Source organism: Streptomyces sp. NPDC006643, from assembly GCF_042870175.1.
In the GTDB taxonomy this organism is placed as follows: Bacteria; Actinomycetota; Actinomycetes; order Streptomycetales; family Streptomycetaceae; genus Streptomyces.
This window is the reverse complement of record NZ_JBIAHA010000009.1, coordinates 20566-42315: the sequence shown is the minus strand read 5'-3', so window position 1 is coordinate 42315 and position 21750 is coordinate 20566. Positions and strand designations below refer to the sequence as shown.

Below are 21750 nucleotides of genomic sequence, written 5' to 3'. Positions count from 1 at the left end.
GTCGGGGAGCGGCCGGCGGCCCGCGATACGATCGCTGACGCCATGGAGAAGAACGCCACGTACACCAGCCTCGTCGCCGTCGGGGACTCGTTCACCGAGGGCATGTCCGACCTTCTGCCGGACGGGTCCTACCGGGGCTGGGCGGACCAGCTCGCGGCCCGGCTCGCGGAGCGTACGCCCGGCTTCCGGTACGCGAATCTCGCCGTACGCGGCAAGCTCATCGGCCAGATCCTCGACGAGCAGGTGGACGCCGCCGCCGCGATGCGGGCGGACGTGGTGACGCTGGTCGGCGGGCTCAACGACACCCTGCGGCCGAAGTACGACGCGGGACTGGTCCTCGGTCAGCTGGAGGAGTCGGTCGCGCGCCTCGCGCCGGCCTGCGGTCAGCTGGTGCTGATGCGCAGCCCCGCCCGCCGGGGTCCGGTGATGGAGCGGTTCCGGCACCGCTGGGAGCGGCTGTTCTCGTTCATCGACGAGCTGGCCGCGCGGCACGGCGCGGTGGTGGTCGATCTGTACGGGGCGCCCGTGCTCGGCGAGCAGCGCATGTGGGACGTGGACCGGCTGCATCTGACCGCCGAGGGGCACCGCAGGGTCGCCGAGGCCGTGTGGCAGGCGCTGGGCATGGAGCCGGCGGACGACTGGCGCGCGGAGCTGGCGCCCGATCTGCCCGTGGGCTGGCTGACCCGGCGCACCGGGGACGCGCGGTTCGCTCGGCAGCATCTGGGGCCGTGGATCGGCCGCCGGCTGACGGGCAGGTCGTCGGGGGACGGCCGGCCGCCGAAGCGGCCGGAGCTGCTGCCGTACGAGCCGGTACCGGAGGCGGTACCGGAGCCGCTGCCGGGTGACGCGGGGGCGCGGCGCGGGCAGGCCTGACGCCCGGCGCCGGGAGGCGGCCACGGGCATGGCTCGGACCTGCGGGAAGCGCCACGTAGAATCCGGCTACGTGACTGCTGCGTCTGTGAAGCCCCGTATCCCCAATGTCCTCGCCGGCCGCTACGCCTCGGCGGAGCTGGCCGTGCTCTGGTCCCCCGAGCAGAAGGTGAGGCTGGAGCGGCAGCTGTGGCTCGCCGTGCTGCGGGCCCAGCGGGATCTCGGCATCGAGGTGCCGGAGTCCGCGCTCGCCGACTACGAGCGGGTGCTCGACCAGGTCGACCTGGCGTCGATCGCCGAGCGCGAGAAGGTCACCCGGCACGACGTGAAGGCGCGGATCGAGGAGTTCAACGCGCTCGCCGGTCATGAGCAGGTCCACAAGGGCATGACGTCGCGGGATCTGACGGAGAACGTCGAACAGTTGCAGGTCCGGCTCTCGCTGGAGCTGATGCGCGACCGTACGGTGGCGGTCCTCGCGCGCCTGGGGAAGCTCTCCGGAGAGTACGCGGAGCTGGTCATGGCGGGCCGCTCGCACAATGTCGCCGCGCAGGCGACCACCCTCGGCAAGCGCTTCGCGACGGCCGCGGACGAGCTGCTGGTCGCGTACGGCCGGCTGGAGGACCTCCTCGCCCGCTATCCGCTGCGCGGTATCAAGGGTCCGGTCGGTACGGCGCAGGACATGCTCGACCTGCTCGGCGGCGACCCGGCGAAGCTCGCGGATCTGGAGGGCCGGATCGCGGGGCATCTGGGCTTCGGCCACGCGTTCGTCTCGGTCGGCCAGGTGTATCCGCGTTCGCTGGACTACGACGTGGTGACCGCGCTGGTCCAACTGGCCGCCGGGCCCTCGTCGGTGGCGAAGACGATCCGGCTGATGGCCGGACACGAACTGGTCACCGAGGGCTTCAAGCCGGGCCAGGTCGGCTCGTCGGCGATGCCGCACAAGATGAACACCCGCTCCTGCGAGCGCGTCAACGGGCTGATGGTCATCCTGCGCGGCTACGCGTCGATGACGGGCGAGCTGGCGGGCGACCAGTGGAACGAGGGCGACGTGTCGTGCTCGGTGGTGCGCCGGGTGGCGCTGCCGGACGCGTTCTTCGCGTTCGACGGGCTGCTGGAGACGTTCCTGACGGTGCTCGACGAGTTCGGGGCGTTCCCGGCGGTGGTGGCGCGCGAACTGGACCGCTATCTGCCGTTCCTGGCGACGACGAAGGTCCTGATGGCCGCCGTACGCGCGGGAGTCGGCCGGGAGGCCGCGCACGAGGTCATCAAGGAGCACGCCGTCGCCTCGGCGCTCGCGATGCGTGAGCGGGGCGCGGAGCGCAACGAACTGCTGGACAAGCTCGCGGCGGACGAGCGGATGCCGCTGGACCGGGGGCGGTTGGACGCGTTGATGGCGGACAAGCTGTCCTTCACCGGTGCGGCGGGTGACCAGGTCGCGGCGGTCGTCGCCCGGATCGAGGAGATCGTGAAGCGGCACCCGGAGGCCGCCGGATACACGCCCGGGTCGATCCTCTGAAGCCGGCGAGGTGAAGCCCGAGGAGTTGGCCGCCGCGCGCGACCGCGTCATCCCCGACGTGGCCGCGGCGGGCCTGGGCGTGCTCTTCTGCGGTATCAACCCCGGTCTGATGTCGGCGGCGACGGGCCATCACTTCGCCCGGCCGGGCAACCGCTTCTGGCCGGTGCTGCGGCTGTCGGGTTTCACCCCGCGGCAGTTGGCGCCCTCCGAGCAGGACGAGCTGCTGGACCACGGTCTCGGCATCACCAACGTCGTGGCGCGTGCGACGGCGCGGGCCGATGAGTTGAGCGCCGAGGAGTTCCGTGAAGGCGGCCGGCTCCTGGTGGCGCGGGTGGAGCGGCTGCGGCCCCGCTGGCTGGCGGTCGTGGGCATCACCGCGTACCGCACGGCGTTTGACGACCGGCGGGCGGCGATCGGCCCCCAGACGCGGACGATCGGGGAGACCCGGATCTGGGCGCTGCCCAACCCGAGCGGGCTCAACGCGCACTGGACGGCGCAGACGATGGCGGAGGAGTTCGGCAGGCTGCGGGTGGCGGCGGAGATGCCGGACCTGACGGGCTCCTGACGGGCCGCCCCGGCCAGTCCCGCGTACCGACAAGGCGTACCGGATCGGCGCACCGACAAGGCGCACCGACAAGGCGCACCGACTCCGCGTACCGGCTCGGTGGCGCGCTCGCACCGATCGCGGGACACGGCTACGGCGGGTCGATCTCCGTCACCGCCGCCAGCAGTTGGAAGGGCTGCTCCTCGCCCTGGACGGACACACCGATCACGACCCAGCGGCCCCCGGTCCGCCACAGGTGCGCGTGGCCGACGCCGTCGGACAGGGCGCGCCACGGCTCCGGTATCTCCTCGCCCTCGCCGCCGCGGACCCGGGTGCTCCAGAGGCTGACCAGGTGCGGCTCGCCCCACCGCACCTCCAGCACCGACGCGAGGGCTGCGCACTCCGCCTCGTACTGCTCGGCCTCCTCCGCGCGGCGCGCGCCGTCGTCCTCCCGGAAGCTCTCGCCGCTCGCCAGCTCCGCGAGGTGATACCCCGGCCCGCTCGTCCCCATCTCTGACCCGGCGCGCTCGGCCGGGAAGGGCCGGGCGCACAGCAGATCGATGGTGGCGAGGTGCCGTGCGGTGCTCATGACTCCAGTAAAGCGCCCGGCACTGACAATTGGCAGGCCGTCAGGCATCGCCCGGACATCGCCGTCCCGCCTCCCCCGCGACCGGTCGCTTCCGGCCGTCGAAGGGAGCTTTCCGGCAGGGCCGGGATCCCCGTGTCGTCGTCCGTTAGCCGCCTCGATGACGACCGAGTACCATCCGGCAGACACGCGCACGAGGCTGGAGGACTGACCGTGGGGCGGCTGACCGGCGGGGACCCATCCTTGTTGCGGCGGATCAACTCCGCCGTGGTGCTGCACGCCCTGCGGGGTGCCGACTGCCCCACCTTCACCGATCTGACCCGGATCACCGGTCTGTCGCGGCCGACGGTCGAGGGGGTCGTCGAAGGGCTGATGGAGACCGGGCTGGTCGTGGAGTCGGCGCCGGGCGAGGGTGAGGCCCGCCGTCAGGGCCGCCCCGCGCGCAGGTTCCGGTTCCGGGCCGAGGCCGGGCATCTGCTGGGCATCGAGATCGGCCCGCACCGGGTCGCCGCGCTGCTGTCGGGGCTCGACGGCCGGATCATCGGGGCCAGTTCGCGCGACGCCACGGAGACCGCGTCGGCCGACGAGCGGCTGGACCGTGTGCGGGCCGTCGTCGCCGACGTGCTGCGCCGCGCGGGGGTGGCGCGCAGCTCACTGCGGGCCGTCGGGGTCGGCAGCCCGGGGATCGTGGAGGCCGACGGGACGGTACGGCTCGGTACGGCGCTGCCCGGCTGGACGGGGCTGGCGCTCGGCGAGCGGTTGCGGCGCTCGTTCCGCTGTCCGGTGCTGGTGGAGAACGACGCCAACGCCGCCGCCGTGGCCGAGCACTGGAAGGGCGCGGCGACCGACTCGGACAATGTCGTGTTCGTCCTGGCGGGCCTCAGCCCGGGGGCGGGCTCGCTGATCGGCGGGCGGCTGCACCGCGGTTTCCACGGCGCGGCCGGTGAGATCGGGGCGCTGCATCTGCTGGGCCGCGAGGTGACGCCCGAGAAGCTGCTGTCGACGACCGACGAGCCGCTGCACCCACTCGACGAGCGGGCCGTGGCCCGAGTGTTCGCGCTGGCGAAGCAGGGTGACGTCGAGGCGAAGCAAGCGATGGAGCGGTTCATCCAGCGGCTGGTCCACGACGTGGCCGCGCTGGTCCTGGCGCTCGACCCCGAGTTGGTGGTCGTCGGCGGCTGGGCGGCCGGTCTCGACGGCGTACTCGACCCGCTGCGTGACGAGCTGTCCCGGTACTGTCTGCGCCCGCCCCGGGTGACGCTGTCGCTGCTGGGTGAGGCCGCGGTGGCGACGGGCGCGCTGCGGCTGGCGCTGGACCATGTCGAGGAGCAACTGTTCGCCGTCGAGGGAACGGTGACGGCCCGCCGCTGAGTCGCGCGACGGGCCGTACGGGTGGGAAGAAGTCGTCAGGAGGCCTGGCGTTCGTCCGTGTGGTGGCTTATCTGTACGTCCCCGGTGTCCCCGAAGGTGAGCCGGCAGGTGTCGGCCCGGTAGGTCGCCACCGAGACGGCGGCGGTACGGCCTCCGGCGAGATAGCGGGTGGTGACGACGAGGACGGGCGCGCCGGGCAGCCGGTCGAGCTCCTTGGCGTCGTCCACCCGGGCCGAGCCCAGCTCGACGGCGCGGTCCTGGCCCTCCATGCCGAGCCGCTGAAGCTCACGCAGCACGCTGCGCGCGCGGGCGGGGCCCGAGGGGATGTCTATGGCGGGCAGCTCGGGGACGGACGCCGAGGGCACGTACAGCAGCTCGGCCGCAACGGTCTGACCGTGGGTCACGCGGGTCCTGCGGACCGTGTGGACCTCGTCGGCCGCGTCCGTGCCGAGCATCCTGGCGACGGCGGCGGGCGCGACGGCCGACACCGCGTCGACGGGCTGCCACGCGTCCGGGTCGGCGCCCGGCCACTCCTGCTGGGTGGTCGACACGTCGACACCCACCCGCGGGGGCGCGACGGTGGTGCCGACGCCGCGGCGGCGCTGCAACCGGCCTTCGAGTTCGAGCTGTTCGAGTGCCTGGCGGAGCGTGGCGCGCGCGACTCCGAAGCGGGCGGCGAGGTCACGTTCGTTGGGCAGGACCTCCCCGACGGCGAAATCGGTGTCGAGTGCTTCGCCCAGCACGGTCTTGAGGTGCCAGTACTTCGGCTCCGGCACCGTTTCGAGCTGCGTGGTCCCCACCGTGATCCTCCGCAATCGCCGTGTCCCCGGCGGCTTTTCCATGCACTTGTTTATTAAAGGTTCCTGCACTAACTCTCCGAGAGTAGGACGGCCGATCGCGTTGGTCAAGACCAATCCTGCGGGCAGCGAGCGACGGAATCGCACTCTGCCACAGATCGTTCACGCAGAGTTCGCAGGTTTGGCGTGAAACGACGGCACCAGCAGGTGGGAGCGCCGGGGGCGGGGACCTGACGTGTCGGGACGGACACATAACGGCATGTCGGACCGGGGTGTCAGGGGGCGCCGACCGGCTCGCTCTCCGCCGTCCGGCGGGCCGCCGCCCGCGCCCGGAACGCCCCCGAGCCCAGTGCCACACCGACGCCCACCAGCAGGCTCCCGGCGGCCTGGGCGGGGCCGTACGCCCCCGTGCCGACGAGGGGCGCGGTGAGCGCCGCGGCCACCGGGATGAGGCCGGAAAACAGCGTGGCCCGCTCGGCGCCGATCCGCTGCATGGCCATGTACCAGCAGATGAAGCCGATCACGGTCACGACGGCCGCCTGCCAGCCGAGCGCCAACGCCTCCGCACCGGTGGGTACGCGAACGAACCGGGACCCGTCCAGGAGGAGTCCGGCGACGGTGGACTCGATCGCGGCGACGCCGGCCACCGTCGCGGAGAGCAGCCGGGGTCCGAGCGGACGCAGCACGGGGACGGCCAGTACGGCGAAGCCGACCTCGCCGACGAGCGCGGCGACGGACCAGGCCAGGCCGGCGGCGTCCGTACGCCCCCAGCCCTGGACCGTGAACGCGCCGACGGCGACCAGCAGCGCGCCGTACACGACGGGGCGCGCGGGCCGGCGCCGGCTCAGCAGGGGGAAGAGGACGGCGACGACGACCGGCGCGCAGCCGACGAAGACACCGGGGACAGCGGGCTCGGCGGTGCGTTCGGCGGCGATGACGGCGAGGTTGAAGCCGACCATGCCGACGCCGGCGACGGCGGCGAGCCTGCCCCACTGCCGGCGGGTGAGGGCGCGCAGCGGCGCGGCGGCGCCGCGCCGGACGAGCGGGAGGAGGAGCAGACAGGCGATGGCGTAGCGGATGGCCTGGCCGCCGGCGTACGGGTAGTCGCCGAGGACGCTGTTGGCGGTGAAGGAGGCGCCGACGAGGGTGCAGGCGAAGGCGGCGAGGAGCATCCCGGCCGGCTGCGAGGCGGGGGAAGTGGCTTTCATGGCGGCGACGCTACGGATCGAGGTGGTCCGGATTAAGGTCCACTCCCATGACGGTATCGAGGACCACTTTGAGTGCGGCCGGGGACGCCGGCCGGGACGCCGACGACGGGTCGGGGACGGCGTGGACCGACGCGTGGAAGGTCACGCTGGCCTCCGCGCCCGCCCGCCGGCGCGGGCGTGAACTCCAGTCGGCCCTGCGTGAGTCGGTGCGGTCGGGGCGGCTGGCGGCGGGCACCCGGCTGCCGTCGAGCCGTGAACTCGCGGCGGATCTCGGGGTCTCACGGGGTCTGGTGACGGACGCGTACGAACAGCTCACGGCCGAGGGCTATCTGCGCAGTGGGCAGGGTTCCGGGACATGGGTGGGTGACGCGGTACGGGCGGCGGCCCGGGGGACGCGTGACCGGGCGCCCCATCCGCCGGGCGCGCGGGCCGACTTCGTCCCCGGGACGCCGGACCTCTCGCTCTTCCCGCGCGCCGCGTGGGGTGCCACGCACCGGGCCGTACTGGCGCGGCTGCCGCACCGGGCGCTCGGCTATCCCGATCCGCGCGGCCTGCCGGAGCTGCGTACGGCGCTGGCGGCGCTGCTCACCCGGCGGCGCGGGGTGGCGGCCGATCCGGAGCGGCTGCTGGTCTGTTCCGGGGTGGCGCAGGCGATGACGCTGCTCGGTTTCGCGCTGCACGGGCGCGGGGTGCGGACCGTGGGTCTGGAGGATCCCGGCAGTCCGGAGAATGTGGCGGTGCTGGGCGCGGCCGGGCTGCGCGCGGTGCCGCTGCCGCTGGACTCCGAGGGTCTGGTGCCGGGCGCGGCGGCGCGGGCGGGCGTGGGCGCCGTGGTGACGACCCCGGCCCATCAGTTCCCGTCCGGTATCGCGTACTCGGCGCGGCGCCGGACCGAACTCCTCGACTGGGCGCGGTCGGTGGACGGCTACGTCCTGGAGGACGACTACGACGGGGACTTCCGCTACGACAGGGCTCCGGTGGGCGCGTTGCAGGGGCTGGACCCGGAGCGCGTCGCGTACATGGGCTCGGTCAGCAAGTCGATGGCGCCCGGTCTGCGGATCGGCTGGCTGCTGGCGCCCGCGGGGCTGACCGAGGAACTGGTCGAGCGCAAACGCACCATGGACCTCGGCAATCCCGTACTGGAACAGGCGCTGCTCGCGGACTTCGTCGGACAGGGCGGCTACGACCGCCATCTGCGCCGCTGCCGGCTGGCGTACCGGCGGCGCAGGGACACGCTGATCGGGGCGCTGGACGAGCACTTCCCCGGGACCGAGGTCAGCGGGATCGCGGCGGGTCTGCACATCATCGCGGTGCTGCCGGCGCGTTACGGTCCCGAGGCCCGGTTCCTCGATCGGGCGGCGGCGGCCGGGGTGGCGCTGCGGGCGCTTGCGTACCACGGCACGGCGCGGCCGGACGACGGCCGGGTCCGGCTGGTGATGGGGTACGCGCACCAGTCGCCGTCCGACATCACGCGCGGGGTGCGGCTGTTGGCCGAGGCGGTCGGGCGGGGCTGATCGGGACTCACCGGGACTGATCGGGCCTGGTGGCGGGCGGGTTGTTCACCCGGGGTTCGTGTCCCGGCCGCTGCCGGGCGCTACGTATGGCACGGCACACCAGGCACACCGATCTCGCCGCAGGAGGCACATCGATGACGAACAGCCCCGGGAAACCCGCCAACACCACGGACCGCCGCACCGTACTGCGCGGCTCCGTCGCCGCCTCCGCCGCGCTGGCCCTGCCCGTGAGCGCCGCCGTCGCCGGGACGGTCGCGGGCGCCGCGCCCGCCCTGGCGCTCTCCGGCCGGCCGGGCGCCGACTGGGGTGTCCAGACGGGCGATGTCACCTCGTCGTCGGGTCTGGTGTGGATCCGCTCCGACCGGCCCGCGCGGATGACGGTGGAGACCTCGGCGACCAGTTCCTTCCGCCGTACGCGTACCTGGCACGGCCCGCTGCTGGGCCCCGGCTCCGACTTCACGGGGACGACGCCGCTGCGCGGGCTGCCCGCCGGTGAGCAGGTCCACTACCGGGTGACGCTGGCGGACCCGGACGACCCCCGGCGTACGAGCGAGCCGGTGTACGGCTCGTTCCGTACGGCCCCGGACCGGCGCCGGCAGGACGTGCGATTCCTGTGGTCGGGCGACATCGCGGGCCAGGGCTGGGGCATCAACCCGGACATCGGCGGCTACCGCGCGTACGACGACATGCGCCGGCTCGACCCGGACTTCTTCCTGTGCAGCGGCGACACCGTGTACGCGGACGGGCCGCTGGAGCCGTCGGTGACGCTGCCGGACGGGCGGATCTGGCGCAACATCGTCACGGAGGAGAAGGCGAAGGTCGCGGAGACGCTGAACGAGTACCGGGGGCAGTTCCGTTACAACCTGCTGGACCACAACGTCCGCCGGTTCAACGCGCAGGTCCCGACGATCGTGCAGTGGGACGACCACGAGGTGCGCAACAACTGGTACCCGGGGCAGATCCTGGACGACGTCCGCTATCAGGAGAAGAACGTCGACGTGCTGGCGGCGCGCTCGATCCAGGCGTTCGGCGAGTACTTCCCGGTGCAGACGCTCCGGGCGCGCGGCGAGGACCGGCGGGTGCACCGGGTGGTGCGGTACGGGCCGCTGCTCGACGTGTTCGTGCTGGACATGCGCTCGTTCCGGAACGCCAACTCCCCCGGCCGGCAGCCCGACGACACGACGGGCATCCTCGGCGCCGAACAACTCGACTGGCTCAAGCGGGAGTTGTCACGCTCGCGCGCGGTGTGGAAGGTGATCGCGGCCGACATGCCGATCGGTCTGGTCGTACCGGACGGCACGGCGAACATCGAGGCCGTCGCGCAGGGCGACCCGGGCGCGCCGCTGGGCCGCGAACTCCAGATCGCCGACCTGCTGCGGTACATCAAGCACCGCCGGATCACCGGCACGGTGTGGCTGACGGCGGACGTGCACTACACGTCGGCGCAGCACTACGAGCCGGAGCGGGCGGCGTTCAAGGACTTCGCCCCGTTCTGGGAGTTCGTGTCGGGTCCGCTGGCGGCGGGCGGTTTCCAGGCGAACGCGCTGGACTCGACCTTCGGGCCGAACCGCGTCTTCGTGCAGGCGCCGGACCGGGCGAATGTCTCGCCGATGGAGTCGTCGCAGTACTTCGGCGAGGTCGACATCGACGGCGAGAGCGGCGAACTGACGGTCCGGCTGCGGGCCCAGGGGAACAAGGTGCTGTTCAGCAAGGTGCTGAAGCCGGGGAAGGTCGGACAGTAGCGGGGCCGTACGGGTTCGGCGGCCGGGCGGGTAGTCTCACTGTGCGACTCTCGCCCGGCCGCGTGGGCAACTCATGCCATAAATCAACCAAAAGTAGTTGATAGGCGAACAGAAGCATCTTTTACCCATCAGTCACAGTACGTTCGTTACCGCGCAACACCGCTGAGTCACAGTGAGGTCATGACCGATGTGACTTCTGCGAAGAGTGCCCGCCGCCCCCACCACTGGCGCCGGGATCTCGTCGAACTGGCCGCCCTGTTCACCGCGGTCGCGGTCGCCGACGCCGTCGCGAACACGGTCGCGCACGGCCCCGACGGACCGTTCCTGCTCGTCACGTCCGCGGTCGCCCTGATCGTCACGGCCGGCTTCCACCTCTGGTGGTCACGCCGCCACGGTCACCACGGCCACGCGCCACCGGCCCAGGCGTCACCGGCGGGTACGGCGGCGGACCTGGCGACGGCCCCGGCGACCGGCACGGCGGCGGACACGCCGTCAGGCGCGGCCGGGGGCCTCGACGGCGACAGCGCCACCGCCCTGTGGCGGATGCGCGCCACCGTGCGCGACGCCCCGGGCTCACTGGCCGCGCTGTGCACGGTCCTCGCCCGCCGCGAGGTGGACATCCTCACCCTCCAGACCCACCCGCTGGCCACCGGCACCGTCGACGAGTTCCTGCTGCGCGCGCCCGTCTCGCTGGCCGCGCGACAGCTCAGCCGCGAGATCTCCCTGGCGGGCGGCAGCGACATCTGGATCGAGCGCGCCGACACCCACGACCTCGTGGACGCGCCGACCCGGATCCTGGGGCTCGCCACCCGTACCGCCCTGGACGCCGCCGAACTTCCCCTCGCGCTGCGCCAGTTGCTCGGCCGCTGCACGATCCACTCACTGCCCGCCGTCTCCCCCACCGGCGGCCCGACCGGCGAGACCGCCCCCGTCGAGGGCATTCTGGAGGGCACCACGATGCGTATGCGCGACCCGAACGGCGGTGTGATCAGCGTCGAGCGCCACTACCTGCCGTTCACACCCACCGAGTTCGCCAGGGCCCGCGCCCTGGTCGAACTCGACGCGCGCCTCGGCCCGCGCGTCCCGCGCAGCCGGGACGTCCTGACGCTGCCCGAGGGCAAGATCACCGTGCGGCGCGCCGACCAGAGCGACGTCGACGCGGCGTCGGAGATGCACGAGCGCTGCTCGGAGCGCACCCTCGGCCTGCGCTACCACGGCCCCGTCGGTGACGCCGACCGCTATCTAGACCATCTGCTGAGCCCGCGCCACGGACGGACGCTCAAGGTCCAGACGGCGTCGGGGCGGCTCGTCGCGCTCGGCCATCTTCTGTGGGACGGCGACGAGACCGAGGTCGCGCTGATCGTCGAGGACGCCTGGCAGCGGCGCGGGATCGGCACCGAGCTGCTCGGCCGGCTCGTCGCACTCGCCGTCGAGGCCGGTTCCGCGAGTGTGTACGCCGTCACGCAGGCGTCCAACACCGGCATGGTCGCCGCGATGCGCGGACTCGGTCTGCCGCTCGACTACCAGATAGAGGGTGGCACGCTGGTCGTCACCGCCCGGCTGAAGGCGACGGACGAACGGCAGAACGAACGGCAGAAGGAGCGGCAGAACGAGCGGCCGACGCCGTACGGGACCGCGCACGAGACTCCGTACCAGGCTCAGGAGAGTGCGCTGCGCGACCAGGCCGGGCGCTGAGCGCCTCCGTCAGATCCCGCCACAGGTCCTCGACATCCTCCAGACCGACCGACATCCGCAGCAGCCGGTCGCTCACCCCGGCCGAGCGCCGGTCTCCCTCGGGCACGATGCGGTGGCTGATGGAGGCCGGGTGCTGGATGAGCGAGTCGACACTGCCGAGGCTCACGGCCGGGGTGATCAGCCGGACCCCGGCGATCACCTCGTGCGGGTCGCCGTACACCTCGAAGGAGACCATCGCCCCGCCGATGGCGGGGTAGTGCACCCGGGCGATACGCGGATCGGCGGCCAGTCTGCGGGCCAGGTCGGCGGCGGTGGCGGAGGCCGCCCGTACCCGTACGGGCAGTGTGGACAGACCGCGCAGCAGCAGATAGCCCGCCATCGGGTGCAGCACTCCGCCGGTCGCGAACCGCACCTGGCGCAGCCCCCGCGCGAACTCCTCGTCGCACGCCACCACACCGCCGAGGACATCGCCGTGGCCGCCGAGGTACTTCGTCGCGCTGTGCAGCACGAGCCGCGCGCCGTGCTCGACGGGACGTTGCAGGACGGGCGTGGCGAACGTGTTGTCGACCAGCAGGGGTATCGAGCCGCAGGCGTGGGCGACGGCGGCGATGTCGACCTCCGCGAGGGTCGGGTTCGCGGGGGTCTCGACCAGTACCAGACCGGTGTCGGGGCGGATCGCGTCGGCGATGCCCGCCGGATCGGTCCAGGTGACCTCCGTACCGAGGAGCCCCGCGGTCAGGAGGTGGTCGCTGCATCCGTACAGAGGACGTACGGCGACGACATGGCGCAGCCCCAGCCCCGACCGTACGAGCAGGACGGCCGTCAGCGCCGCCATGCCGCTGGCGAAGGCCACCGCGCTCTCGGTGCCCTCCAGCCGCGCCAGCGCCGTCTCGAACCGGGCCGTCGTGGGATTGTCGAGGCGCGCGTAGACGGGCGGCCCCTCGGGCCGTGCGCCGGTCGCGGCGAACTCGTCGATCCGCGCGGCCTCCTCACGGGTGTCGTACGAGGGGTAGGTCGTCGACAGGTCGATCGGCGCCGCGTGCACGCCGAGCCGCGCCAGGTCGTCCCGGCCCGCGTGCACGGCCTCGGTCGCGAGCGCCCGGGGGAAGGGCGCGGACAGGGTCACGGGGGCGGTCATGCCGTCGGCATCCATGGGGTTCATGCACGCACTCTGAACATCCACCGGGAAGCACGGGGAATACTCCGTGCTACGTTCGGCGGATGAGTGAGTCGGTCGTACTTGACCCGATTGATCTGCACATACTGCGCCTGCTTCAGAACGACGCACGGACCACCTACCGGGACATCGCCGCCGAGGTCGGGGTGGCCGCGTCGACCTGTCTGGACCGAGTGTCCCGACTGCGGCGATCCGGGGTAATTCTAGGACAGCAGCTCCGCCTCGATCCGGCCAAACTCGGCCGCGGGCTCCAGGCGTTGCTCTCCGTGCAGGTCCGGCCGCACCGACGCGAGCTGATCAAGCCGTTCGTGGAGCGGATCCGGGGCCTGCCCGAGTCCCGCGCCCTGTTCCATCTGACCGGACCCGACGACTATCTGGTCCATGTGGCCGTGGCGGACACGGCGGACCTGCAACGACTCGTCGTGGACGAGTTCACCTCCCGGCCCGAAGTGGCCCGGGTGGAAACGCGGTTGGTGTTCCAGCAGTGGGACTGCGGCCCGCTCATGCCGCCTTCATCAGCCAATTCGCCGACAACGCGGTCCTGAGGCGGGGTGACGCGCGGTCCTCACTCGGAGAGGATGTCGCCATGCCAGACACTTCCAGCAGCGCGCTGCCCCGCCAGGTCGCCGACGCCTATGTCGACGCACTCATCGAACTCAATCCGATCACCGGAACGTTCCTCGGCGTCGCGGCCAGCTCCGGCCGCCTTCCCGACTACTCACCGGCCGGAGCGAAGGCACTCGCCGACCTCGCCCGCGAGACCCTCGCCAAGCTCGACATCGCGACAAAGCTGCCGGGGGCCGACACCGATCAGGAGCGGCGCTGCGCCAGGCTGCTCCACGAGCGGCTGACCGCCGAACTCGCCGTCCACGACGCCGACGAGCATCTGCGCGCCGTCAGCAACATCCACTCCCCCGCCCACCACGTCCGCGACATCTTCGCCGTGACGCCGACCGGGACGGAGGAGGACTGGGCGGCTGTGGCCCAGCGCCTGCGCGCCGTGCCGGCCGCGCTGGCCGGGTACCGGGAGTCGCTGGCCCTCGGCCTGGAGCGGCGGCTGCCGGCCGGGCCCCGGCCGACCGCGACGTTCATCGGTCAGCTCACCGAGTGGGCGGGCGACGGGCACGGCTGGTTCGACGAGTTCGCGGCGGCCGGGCCGGACGCCCTCCGTACGGAGCTGGCCGCGGCGGCCGGTGCCGCCACCGGCGCCGTCGCCGAGCTGCGCGACTGGATGCGCGACGTGTACGCGCCGGCCGTGGCGGACGCGCCCGACACCGTGGGCCGCGAGCGGTACACCCGCTGGTCGCGCTACTTCAACGGCGCGGACCTCGATCTCGACGAGGCGTACGCGTACGGCTGGTCCGAGTACCACCGGCTGCACGCCGAGATGACCACCGAGGCGGCGAAGATCCTGCCCGGCGCGACGCCCTGGGAGGCGCTGGCGCACCTCGACAAGCACGGCGAGCACATCGAGGGGGTGGAGGAGGTACGCAAGTGGCTCCAGGCCCTGATGGACGAGGCCATCGACGCGCTGGACGGCACACACTTCGAACTCGCCGAACGGGTACGGAAGGTGGAGTCCCGCATCGCCCCGCCCGGCGGCGCGGCGGCGCCCTACTACAACGGCCCCTCCGAGGACTTCTCCCGGCCCGGCACCACCTGGCTGCCGACGATGGGCGAGACCCGGTTCCCGGTGTACGACCTGGTGTCGACCTGGTACCACGAGGGCGTCCCCGGTCATCACCTCCAGATCGCGCAGTGGACGCATGTCGCCGACCAGCTCTCCCGCTACCAGGCGTCCGTGGGCGGTGTCAGCGCGAACGCCGAGGGCTGGGCGCTGTACGCGGAGCGGCTGATGGACGAGCTGGGCTTCCTGCCGGACGCGGAGCGCCGGCTCGGCTATCTGGACGCGCAGATGATGCGGGCGTGCCGGGTCATCGTGGACATCGGTATGCATCTGGAGCTGGAGATCCCCGCGGACTCGTCGTTCCACCCCGGCGAGCGCTGGACGCCGGAGCTGGCGGAGGAGTTCTTCGGGAAGCACAGCGGCAGGCCGGCCGACTTCGTGGAGAGCGAGCTGACCCGCTATCTGTCGATGCCGGGCCAGGCGATCGGCTACAAGCTGGGTGAGCGTGCGTGGCTCCAGGGCCGTGCCAACGCGCGTGAGCGGCACGGCGACGCGTTCGACGCGAAGGCGTGGCACATGGCCGCGCTGTCGCAGGGCTCGCTGGGGCTGGACGTTCTGGTGGACGAGCTGTCCAAGCTCTGAGGCCCGGGGCGCCCGGCGGCACGACGCGCCGGGCGCCCGGACTTCGCAGAACGAGAACGACGAGCACGACGGGGACTACGAGCACGACGGGGACGACGGGGACGACGGGGACGACGGGGGCAGCGATGGGTGAGACGAACGCGGGCTTTCTCCACTGCGGCGATCCGCTGCGGGCCACCAGGACCGACCCGGAGTTCACCGCGGAGGCCGCCCTCGTCCGGTCCGAGGGCGCGCGGACCGCGCTGCTGGACCACGACACGCTGCTCGCCGGGGACACGGCCGCTGCCGTTGCCCGGGTCGGGCGGGACTCGGGGGCGTACTGGTACCGGGGCTGGATGATCCCCGCCGAGCGGTACGCGGCGCTGGAGCGCGGCCTGCGCGAGCGCGGCTGCGCCTTGCTCACGGACGCCGCCTCGTACCGGCGGGCCCATGAACTGCCCGGCTGGTACGAGACGTTCGCCCACCTCACCCCCAGGAGCGTCTGGTGCGCCCGCGCACCGGGCGAGCCGCCGTCGGCCGCCGAACTGGCCGGGCTCGCCGCGCCGCTGGGCGACGGCCCGGCGGTGGTGAAGGACTACGTCAAGTCACGCAAGCACGAGTGGCACGAGGCGTGCCATGTACCGGAGCTGACGGACCACGCGGCGCTCGCCGCCACCGTGGAGCGCCTCTTCGCGTTGCAGGAGGAGTCTCTGACGGGCGGCGTGGTGCTGCGTACGTACGAGAACTTCGTGCCGGGCGGCGAGGCACGGGTGTGGTGGCTGGACGGCGAACCGCTACTGGTGACGGCCCACCCGGACACCCCTGGGAAGACACCGGTGCCGGAACTCGCCGCCGTGCGGGCGGCGGTGCGCGCGCTGGGCTGCCGCTTCGTCACCACGGACATGGCGCTGCGGGACGACGGGGTGTGGCGGGTGGTGGAGGTCGGTGACGGCCAGGTGAGCGGCCTGCCGAGCGGGGCGGACGCGACGGAACTGTTCGCCGCGCTCGCTCACGCCCGCCGGGCGGGGCACGGCTGATGTCTTGTTGGTGCGGTGCGGTGCGGTGCCGTGCCGTGCCGGGCGTCGCGGGCCAGACGGGACTTTCCGGATAGGCCCTAGGGCTTGTCCGACTCCCGCTCCGGACCTCTGCCCGGCTCTCGCTCCGATGCTCGGTCCGGTTCTCGGTCCGGTTCTGTCGGGAGTGGTCGTGGCAGGTCCGCCGGGCGTTCGCGGGGCCAGGGGCCGCCCGGTACCGGGGTGAAGTTCTCGCCGCTCAGCAGGAAGCCGCCCTCCGAGTTGATGACCTGGCCGGTGATCCACGCGGCCTCGTCGGTGGCGAGCCAGGCGATCAGCCGCGCCGGGTCGTCCGGCATGCCCCACCGGCCGGCCGGGAACATCCCGGCGATGTTGTCGTACGCCTCACCGGTGAGGTAATCCGTGTCCACCGGGCCGGGGTTGACGGTGTTGACCGTGATCCCGGCATGGCCGAGCGAGGCGGCCAGGGTATGGGTCGCCGAGGCGAGCGCGCCCTTGGCGAGGCTGTACGCGATCTCCTCGGGCATGCCGCCCCGGAGGTTCTGGCCGGAGGTCAGCATCACGATGCGGCTGCCGTGCCGGATACGGACGGGATGGGCGACGCGCGCCTTGGCGTACTCCTGGATCAGCTGGATCACGGAGCGTGTGTCGGTCGCCCAGTGCGCGTCGAGCATGTCCGCGTCGATGTCCCAGAGAGTGCCGTCCCCGCCGCTGCGGGCGTGATTGGCCACCAGGATGTCGACCACGCCGCCGAGTGCTTCGCGGGCCGCCCGGAAGACCTTGGCGGGAGTCTCGGGGTCGGACAGGTCGCCGGGCCCGTGGTGCACCGTGGCGCCCGGATAGCCGAGGGCTTCACGCACCCCGGCGGCGACGCCTTCGGGGCCGTCGGGGTCGGCTCCCCAGGGCTGGGCCCGGTCGTGCGGCACATGGTGGTGGAGATAGACGCTGGCACCGTACGCGGCGAGCCGCCGGGCGACCGCGTATCCGATGCCCGAGCGCCGACTGGCACCCGTGACGAGCGCGGTGCGGCCCCGCAGGGGCATGTACTCACGGCGGAGGGACTCGGGGCTGGGCTGGGGCAGTTGAGGCATGGGCAGCCATGATGGTCGGCCGCTCGGCCCTTGTCACACGGATTCTCGCGCGCGTCGGTACGGCACAGCCACGGCCAGCTGTACGGGTACGGGTACGGGTACGGCACGGCCGACCCGGCCGGCTCACCCGTCTTCGCCACCCCCCGTACGGAGGCTGACCGTGGAGCCCCGCCGGGACTTCATCACCTCCAGCTGCGTCGGGATCCGACGGCGGAGGTCGGCGACATGGCTCACTATGCCGACGCTGCGGTCACGTTCGCGCAGCGAGTCCAGCACGTCCAGGACCTCGTCCAGCGTCTGGTCGTCCAGGCTGCCGAAGCCCTCGTCGATGAAGAGGGTGTCCAGCCGCGCCCCGCCCGCCTCGTCGGTGACGACGTCGGCGAGACCGAGCGCCAGGGCGAGGGAGACGAAGAACGTCTCGCCTCCGGAGAGCGTCGCCGTGTCGCGCGCGCTGCCCGTCCAGGAGTCGATCACGTGCAGCCCGAGTCCGGACCGCTTCCCGCCGCCGCTGCGGGCGTCGGAGTGGACGAGGGTGTAGCGGCCCGAGGACATGCGCAGCAGCCGCGCGGTGGCCGCCGCCGCGACCTGTTCGAGCCGGGCGGCCAGGACGTACGACTCAAGGCGCATCTTGCGGTCGTTGTCGTTGGACGTGCCGGCGGTCAGCCCGGCGAGGCGGGCCACCCGCTCGTACTCCGTACGGAGGGGGCCGAGGCCCCGGACCTCCTCCTCGGCCCGCCGGGAGAGTCTGGCCAGCTCCGACCCGCGCTCCCGGGCGCCAGCGAGCGCGGCGGACGCGGCGCGCAGGGCCGACTCGGCCGTCTCGTAGGACGTCAGCGCCGTGTCGAGCCGGGCGGGCGGGCGTTCGGCGGCGTCGCGCGCGTCGGACTCGGCGAGCCGGTCGGCGACGGTGGCCGCCTCGGCCTGCCAGGCGTCCATCCGGTGGGTCAGGTCGCGCTGCTCCGCGCCGGACAGCAGCGCGGACGCCGCCGCGCGCGGGGTGTCGAACCCGGCCCGGAACGCGGCGTCCGCGAGTCGGTCGTCGCTCTCCTTGAGCCGCAGGGCCGTGGCGTCGAAGTCCCGTACGGTGTCGGCCGCTTCGGCGAGCAGCCGTGCCCTGTTGGCGAGCAGCTCGGCGTGCGCGGCGACACTGTCGGCGTCGCCGCGGGCACGGACCAATTCGGCTTCGAGGCCGCTGAGTTCGTGGTCGAGCGCTTCGCGCCGGGAGGTACGGGCCGCGACGCGGTTCTCGGCGGAGCGCCGCGCGGTGAGCCGGTCCTCGTGCTCCCGTTCGGCGCGGGCCAGCGCCTCGCGGGCCGCGTGCGTACCGGCGGCGAGGCGGTGTGCCTCCGTGTGTTCACGCCCCAGGCGCTCGGTGAGCGTGACCAGTTCGGCGACGGTCGAACCGCCGGCCGCCGACCGCGCCGCCGCGTACTCCTCGCGGACCGAGGCGTGGTCGCGTTCGGCCCGCGTCACGGCCGCCTCGGCTGTCCTGGACGCGGCGAGCGCGGCGTCCTCCGAGGCCTGGTCGACCTGGCCGGCCGCGGCGCGCGCGGGCGCGGGGTGGTCGGCGGAGCCGCACACCGCGCACGGTTCCCCCGTCACGAGCCTGGCGGCCAGTTCGGCGGCGATACCGCGCAGCCGTCGCTCGCGCAGGTCGAGCCAGGTCTCCTTGGTGTCGTTGGCGTGCTCGCGGGCGCTGTTCAACAGGCGCTGCGACTCGGCGGCCCGCGCGTGGAGCGTGTCGCGCCTGCGGGCGGCGTCGAGCCGGCCGCGTGCCGGTTCGAGCTGTCCCGCGAGTTGTTCGGCGCGGGTCGCCGCCTCCTGTGCCGTCTCGATGCGTTCCTGGTGCTGTCGGCGGGTGGTGTCCCAGCCGGCGAGCCAGCCGGTGGCGTCCGCGAGCAGCTCTTCGTCGGCGCGCGCCTGGCGGTCCAGCTCGGCCCGTTCACAGCTGATCTCCGCGCTGCGACGCTCGGCGCCCCGGGCGGCGTCGACCCGGCCCAGCTCCTCGATCATCTTCCGTTCCAGCGCGGAGAGATGGTCGGCGCCGCTGTCGGTGAGTTCGGCGGGGAGCCGGGCGCGTGCCCGGTCGCGGTCGGCGGCGGCTGTGCGATGGGCGCGCTCGGCGTCCTCACGCAGGGCAAGCGCGGGGGCGACCCGGTCGGCCTTGCGGGCGCGCTCAAGCGTGGCCCGCGCCGCCTCGTACTGAGGGCGGCGGTCTTCGAGCGCCTCGGCCCGTCGCCGCCCTTCGGCGAATCTCTCCTGGAGCCTGGCCAGTTCACGCTCGTCGTCGAGCAGTCGGCGCGCCGCGGCCTGTCCGCTCTCGGCGCCCGCGAGGGCGGACTCGGCGATGTCCCGGTGTTCGCGCGCCGTGGACCGGGCGACGGCCGCCCATTCCAGGACAGCGGGGGCGAGGCCGGGATCGCCGGGCTGCCGTGCGGGCAGCGGCTGTTCGAGGCCCGCGCCCGCCGCCTGGGCGAGGCGCTGCGCGACGCCGAGCAGCCGCTCGTCCCCGGCCCGCACCTGCTGTTCGGCGGCGCGGCGCAGCTCGGCGAGGCGGTCCTCGACGGCGGCGAACCGGCGGGTGTCGAAGAGCCGGCCGAGGAGCTTGCCGCGCGCCTCCGCGTCGGCGCGCAGGAAGCGCGCGAAGTCGCCCTGCGGCAGCAGGACGACCTGGCAGAACTGCTCGCGGCTCATACCGAGCAGCTGGCCGACCTCCTCGCCGATCTCCTGATGGGACCGGCTCAGCGCGCGCCAGTCGGCGCTCTCGGGGTCGTACTCCCGCAGCCGGCTCTGCGCCTTCTCCGTGGTGACGCCGGTGCCGCGCTTCTTGGGGCGATTCTGCGCGGGGCGGCGGGTGATCTCCAACCGCCGCCCCGCGACGGTCAGTTCGAGCAGGACTTCGGTGTGGGTGCCGGCCTGGGCGTGGTCGCTGCGCAGGGAGGCGTCCTTGCCCGCGCCGCCCTTGAGCTGGCGGGCACCCGGCACGGCGTCGTACAGCGCGTAGCAGACGGCGTCGAGCACGGAGGTCTTCCCGGCGCCGGTGGCACCGTGCAGCAGGAAGATCCCGGCGGCGCTCAGGGCGTCGAAGTCGACCTCCTGGGTGTCGGCGAAGGGGCCGAAGGCGGTGACGGTCAGCCGGTGGAGTCTCATCCGGTCACCTCGCGTACGGCAGTGTCGACCCGGACATGGTCGAACGCGCCGCGCAGCACGGTCCGTTCGCGGTCGTCGGGCCCGGCGCCGCCGCGCACGTGCGCCACGAAGTCCTCGGCGATCTCCTGGTCGCTGCGGCCTTGGAGGCGCTGCGCGTAGGACGCGACGACGTCCTCGTCGCCCCGGTCGGGGTCGAAGACGAGGCTGAGGGTGTGCGGGAAGCGTTCGGCGAGGCGTGCCATGGGGTCGGCGGGGCGTACGGGGTCGGTGAGTGTCGCCTCGATCCAGGCCTGTTCGTGGCGGGTGAGCGCCGGGTCGTCGAGGAGGTCCGCGAGGGCGCCGCGGACGCGCGCCAGTGGGCGGGGCACCGGGCAGTCGATCCGTGTCGCGTCGATCTCACCGCCGGGGCCGAGGTCCACCAGCCACATCGTCTTGCGGTGGTCGCTCTCGGAGAAAGAGTACGCGAGGGGCGAACCGGAGTAGCGGACGCGCTCGGTGAGGGCCTGCGAGCCGTGCAGATGGCCGAGGGCCACATAGTCGACGCCGTCGAACGTGCCGGTGGGCACGGCGGAGACGCCGCCGACGGTGATGTCGCGCTCGCTGTCGCTGGCGGCGCCGCCTGCCACGAAGGCGTGCGCGAGGACGACGGAGCGGGTGCCGTCGGGGCGCCGCGCGAGGTCGGCCCGTACGCGGTCGAGCGCGGCGGCGAGCACCGCCTCGTGGCCGGCCTTGGCGGCTTTGAACTCGTCGCGTACCAGGGCCGGTTCAAGATACGGCAGTCCGTAGAACGCGACATCGCCGTGGGCGTCGGTGAGCACGACGGGCGTGGCGCAGCGGGCGGGGTCGGTACGCAGATGGATGCCCGCGTGGTCGATGAGACCGGCGCCGACGCCGAGGCGGCGGGCCGAGTCATGGTTCCCGGAGATCATCACGGTCGGCACGCGCGCCTCGGCGAGCCGGTGCAGCGCGCGGTCGAACAGCTCGACGGCGGCGAGCGGGGGCACCGCCCGGTCGTACACGTCACCGGCCACGAGAACGGCGTCCACCTCGTGGGTCAGCGCGGTCGCCACGAGATGGTCGAGAAAGGCCGCCTGTGCGTCGAGAAGGCTCACCCGGTGGAACGACCGTCCCAGGTGCCAGTCCGACGTATGCAGGAATCTCATGATCCTTGAGGGTAACGGTGGGGTCGGACATCACGGGTGGCTTC

The 21750-nt window shown here is 73.1% G+C and carries 15 protein-coding genes and 2 pseudogenes; 10 read left to right on the top strand and 7 right to left on the bottom strand.

The window, feature by feature from the left end; genetic code table 11:
* Positions 1-42 precede the first annotated feature (42 nt).
* The 3 genes from ACFYNU_RS14140 to mug all read left to right on the top strand — a co-directional run bounded on the left by ACFYNU_RS14140 (position 43) and on the right by mug (position 2951).
* Positions 43-873 (top strand): SGNH/GDSL hydrolase family protein, encoded by an 831-nt coding sequence (locus ACFYNU_RS14140; RefSeq protein WP_356585457.1) that lies wholly within the window; start codon positions 43-45, stop codon positions 871-873.
* Positions 874-943: 70 nt separating this feature from the next.
* On the top strand, positions 944-2386 hold the full coding sequence (gene purB / locus ACFYNU_RS14135; protein WP_388766213.1) for an adenylosuccinate lyase: 1443 nt from the start codon (positions 944-946) through the stop codon (positions 2384-2386).
* 10 nt (positions 2387-2396) lie between these two features.
* Positions 2397-2951 (top strand): G/U mismatch-specific DNA glycosylase, encoded by a 555-nt coding sequence (gene mug / locus ACFYNU_RS14130; RefSeq protein ID WP_356585455.1) that lies wholly within the window; start codon positions 2397-2399, stop codon positions 2949-2951.
* A gap of 130 nt (positions 2952-3081) precedes the next feature.
* On the opposite strand, the gene ACFYNU_RS14125 is transcribed toward mug, so the two are convergent.
* Complete coding sequence (locus ACFYNU_RS14125) at positions 3082-3519, bottom strand: hypothetical protein (RefSeq protein WP_356585454.1); 438 nt, start codon at positions 3517-3519, stop codon at positions 3082-3084.
* 210 nt (positions 3520-3729) lie between these two features.
* Between ACFYNU_RS14125 and ACFYNU_RS14120 the strand changes: the two genes are divergently transcribed.
* Positions 3730-4887 carry an ROK family transcriptional regulator gene (locus ACFYNU_RS14120; RefSeq protein ID WP_356585453.1) on the top strand — a complete coding sequence of 386 codons (1158 nt, stop codon included), beginning with the start codon at positions 3730-3732 and terminating at the stop codon, positions 4885-4887.
* A 35-nt stretch (positions 4888-4922) separates the two neighbouring features.
* Here ACFYNU_RS14120 and ACFYNU_RS14115 read toward each other — a convergent pair whose 3' ends face one another.
* Entirely contained in the window at positions 4923-5687 is a 765-nt protein-coding gene (locus ACFYNU_RS14115; protein ID WP_356585452.1) for a GntR family transcriptional regulator, read from the bottom strand.
* A gap of 272 nt (positions 5688-5959) precedes the next feature.
* On the bottom strand, positions 5960-6892 hold the full coding sequence (locus tag ACFYNU_RS14110) for a DMT family transporter (RefSeq protein WP_356585451.1): 933 nt from the start codon (positions 6890-6892) through the stop codon (positions 5960-5962).
* A gap of 47 nt (positions 6893-6939) precedes the next feature.
* Here ACFYNU_RS14110 and ACFYNU_RS14105 point away from each other — a divergent pair, with 47 nt between their 5' ends.
* From ACFYNU_RS14105 to ACFYNU_RS14095, 3 genes and pseudogenes are all read left to right on the top strand, one after another.
* Complete coding sequence (locus tag ACFYNU_RS14105) at positions 6940-8406, top strand: PLP-dependent aminotransferase family protein (protein ID WP_356585450.1); 1467 nt, start codon at positions 6940-6942, stop codon at positions 8404-8406.
* A 134-nt stretch (positions 8407-8540) separates the two neighbouring features.
* Entirely contained in the window at positions 8541-10148 is a 1608-nt protein-coding gene (locus tag ACFYNU_RS14100; protein WP_356585449.1) for an alkaline phosphatase D family protein, read from the top strand.
* Between the two features lie 180 nt (positions 10149-10328).
* Positions 10329-11721 (top strand): annotated as a pseudogene (locus ACFYNU_RS14095) (GNAT family N-acetyltransferase); the annotation flags it as partial.
* Here the strand turns inward: ACFYNU_RS14095 and ACFYNU_RS14090 are convergent.
* Positions 11698-13005, bottom strand: a complete 1308-nt coding sequence (locus ACFYNU_RS14090) for a trans-sulfuration enzyme family protein (RefSeq protein ID WP_388766206.1) — start codon at positions 13003-13005, stop codon at positions 11698-11700. The pseudogene ACFYNU_RS14095 and the gene ACFYNU_RS14090 overlap by 24 nt on opposite strands.
* A 59-nt stretch (positions 13006-13064) precedes the next feature.
* Here ACFYNU_RS14090 and ACFYNU_RS14085 point away from each other — a divergent pair, with 59 nt between their 5' ends.
* The 3 genes from ACFYNU_RS14085 (at position 13065) to ACFYNU_RS14075 (ending at position 16305) form a co-directional block, all read left to right on the top strand.
* Complete coding sequence (locus tag ACFYNU_RS14085) at positions 13065-13565, top strand: Lrp/AsnC family transcriptional regulator (protein WP_356585448.1); 501 nt, start codon at positions 13065-13067, stop codon at positions 13563-13565.
* 41 nt (positions 13566-13606) lie between these two features.
* A complete protein-coding gene (locus ACFYNU_RS14080) occupies positions 13607-15289 on the top strand; it encodes a DUF885 domain-containing protein (protein WP_356585447.1) in 1683 nt (560 codons plus the stop codon).
* Between the two features lie 125 nt (positions 15290-15414).
* Positions 15415-16305 (top strand): ATP-grasp domain-containing protein, encoded by an 891-nt coding sequence (locus ACFYNU_RS14075; protein WP_356585446.1) that lies wholly within the window; start codon positions 15415-15417, stop codon positions 16303-16305.
* Between the two features lie 242 nt (positions 16306-16547).
* Here the strand turns inward: ACFYNU_RS14075 and ACFYNU_RS14070 are convergent.
* From ACFYNU_RS14070 to ACFYNU_RS14060, 3 genes and pseudogenes are all read right to left on the bottom strand, one after another.
* Positions 16548-17393, bottom strand: a pseudogene (locus ACFYNU_RS14070) (SDR family oxidoreductase); the annotation flags it as partial.
* Positions 17394-17516: 123 nt separating this feature from the next.
* The gene (locus tag ACFYNU_RS14065; protein ID WP_356585445.1) at positions 17517-20543 is read right to left on the bottom strand and encodes an SMC family ATPase; all 3027 of its coding nucleotides are present in this window, start codon (positions 20541-20543) and stop codon (positions 17517-17519) included.
* Positions 20540-21706: an exonuclease SbcCD subunit D gene (locus ACFYNU_RS14060; protein ID WP_356585444.1), complete on the bottom strand. Its 1167-nt coding sequence runs from the start codon at positions 21704-21706 to the stop codon at positions 20540-20542. Before ACFYNU_RS14060 ends, ACFYNU_RS14065 begins: the two co-directional genes overlap by 4 nt.
* Positions 21707-21750 lie beyond the last annotated feature (44 nt).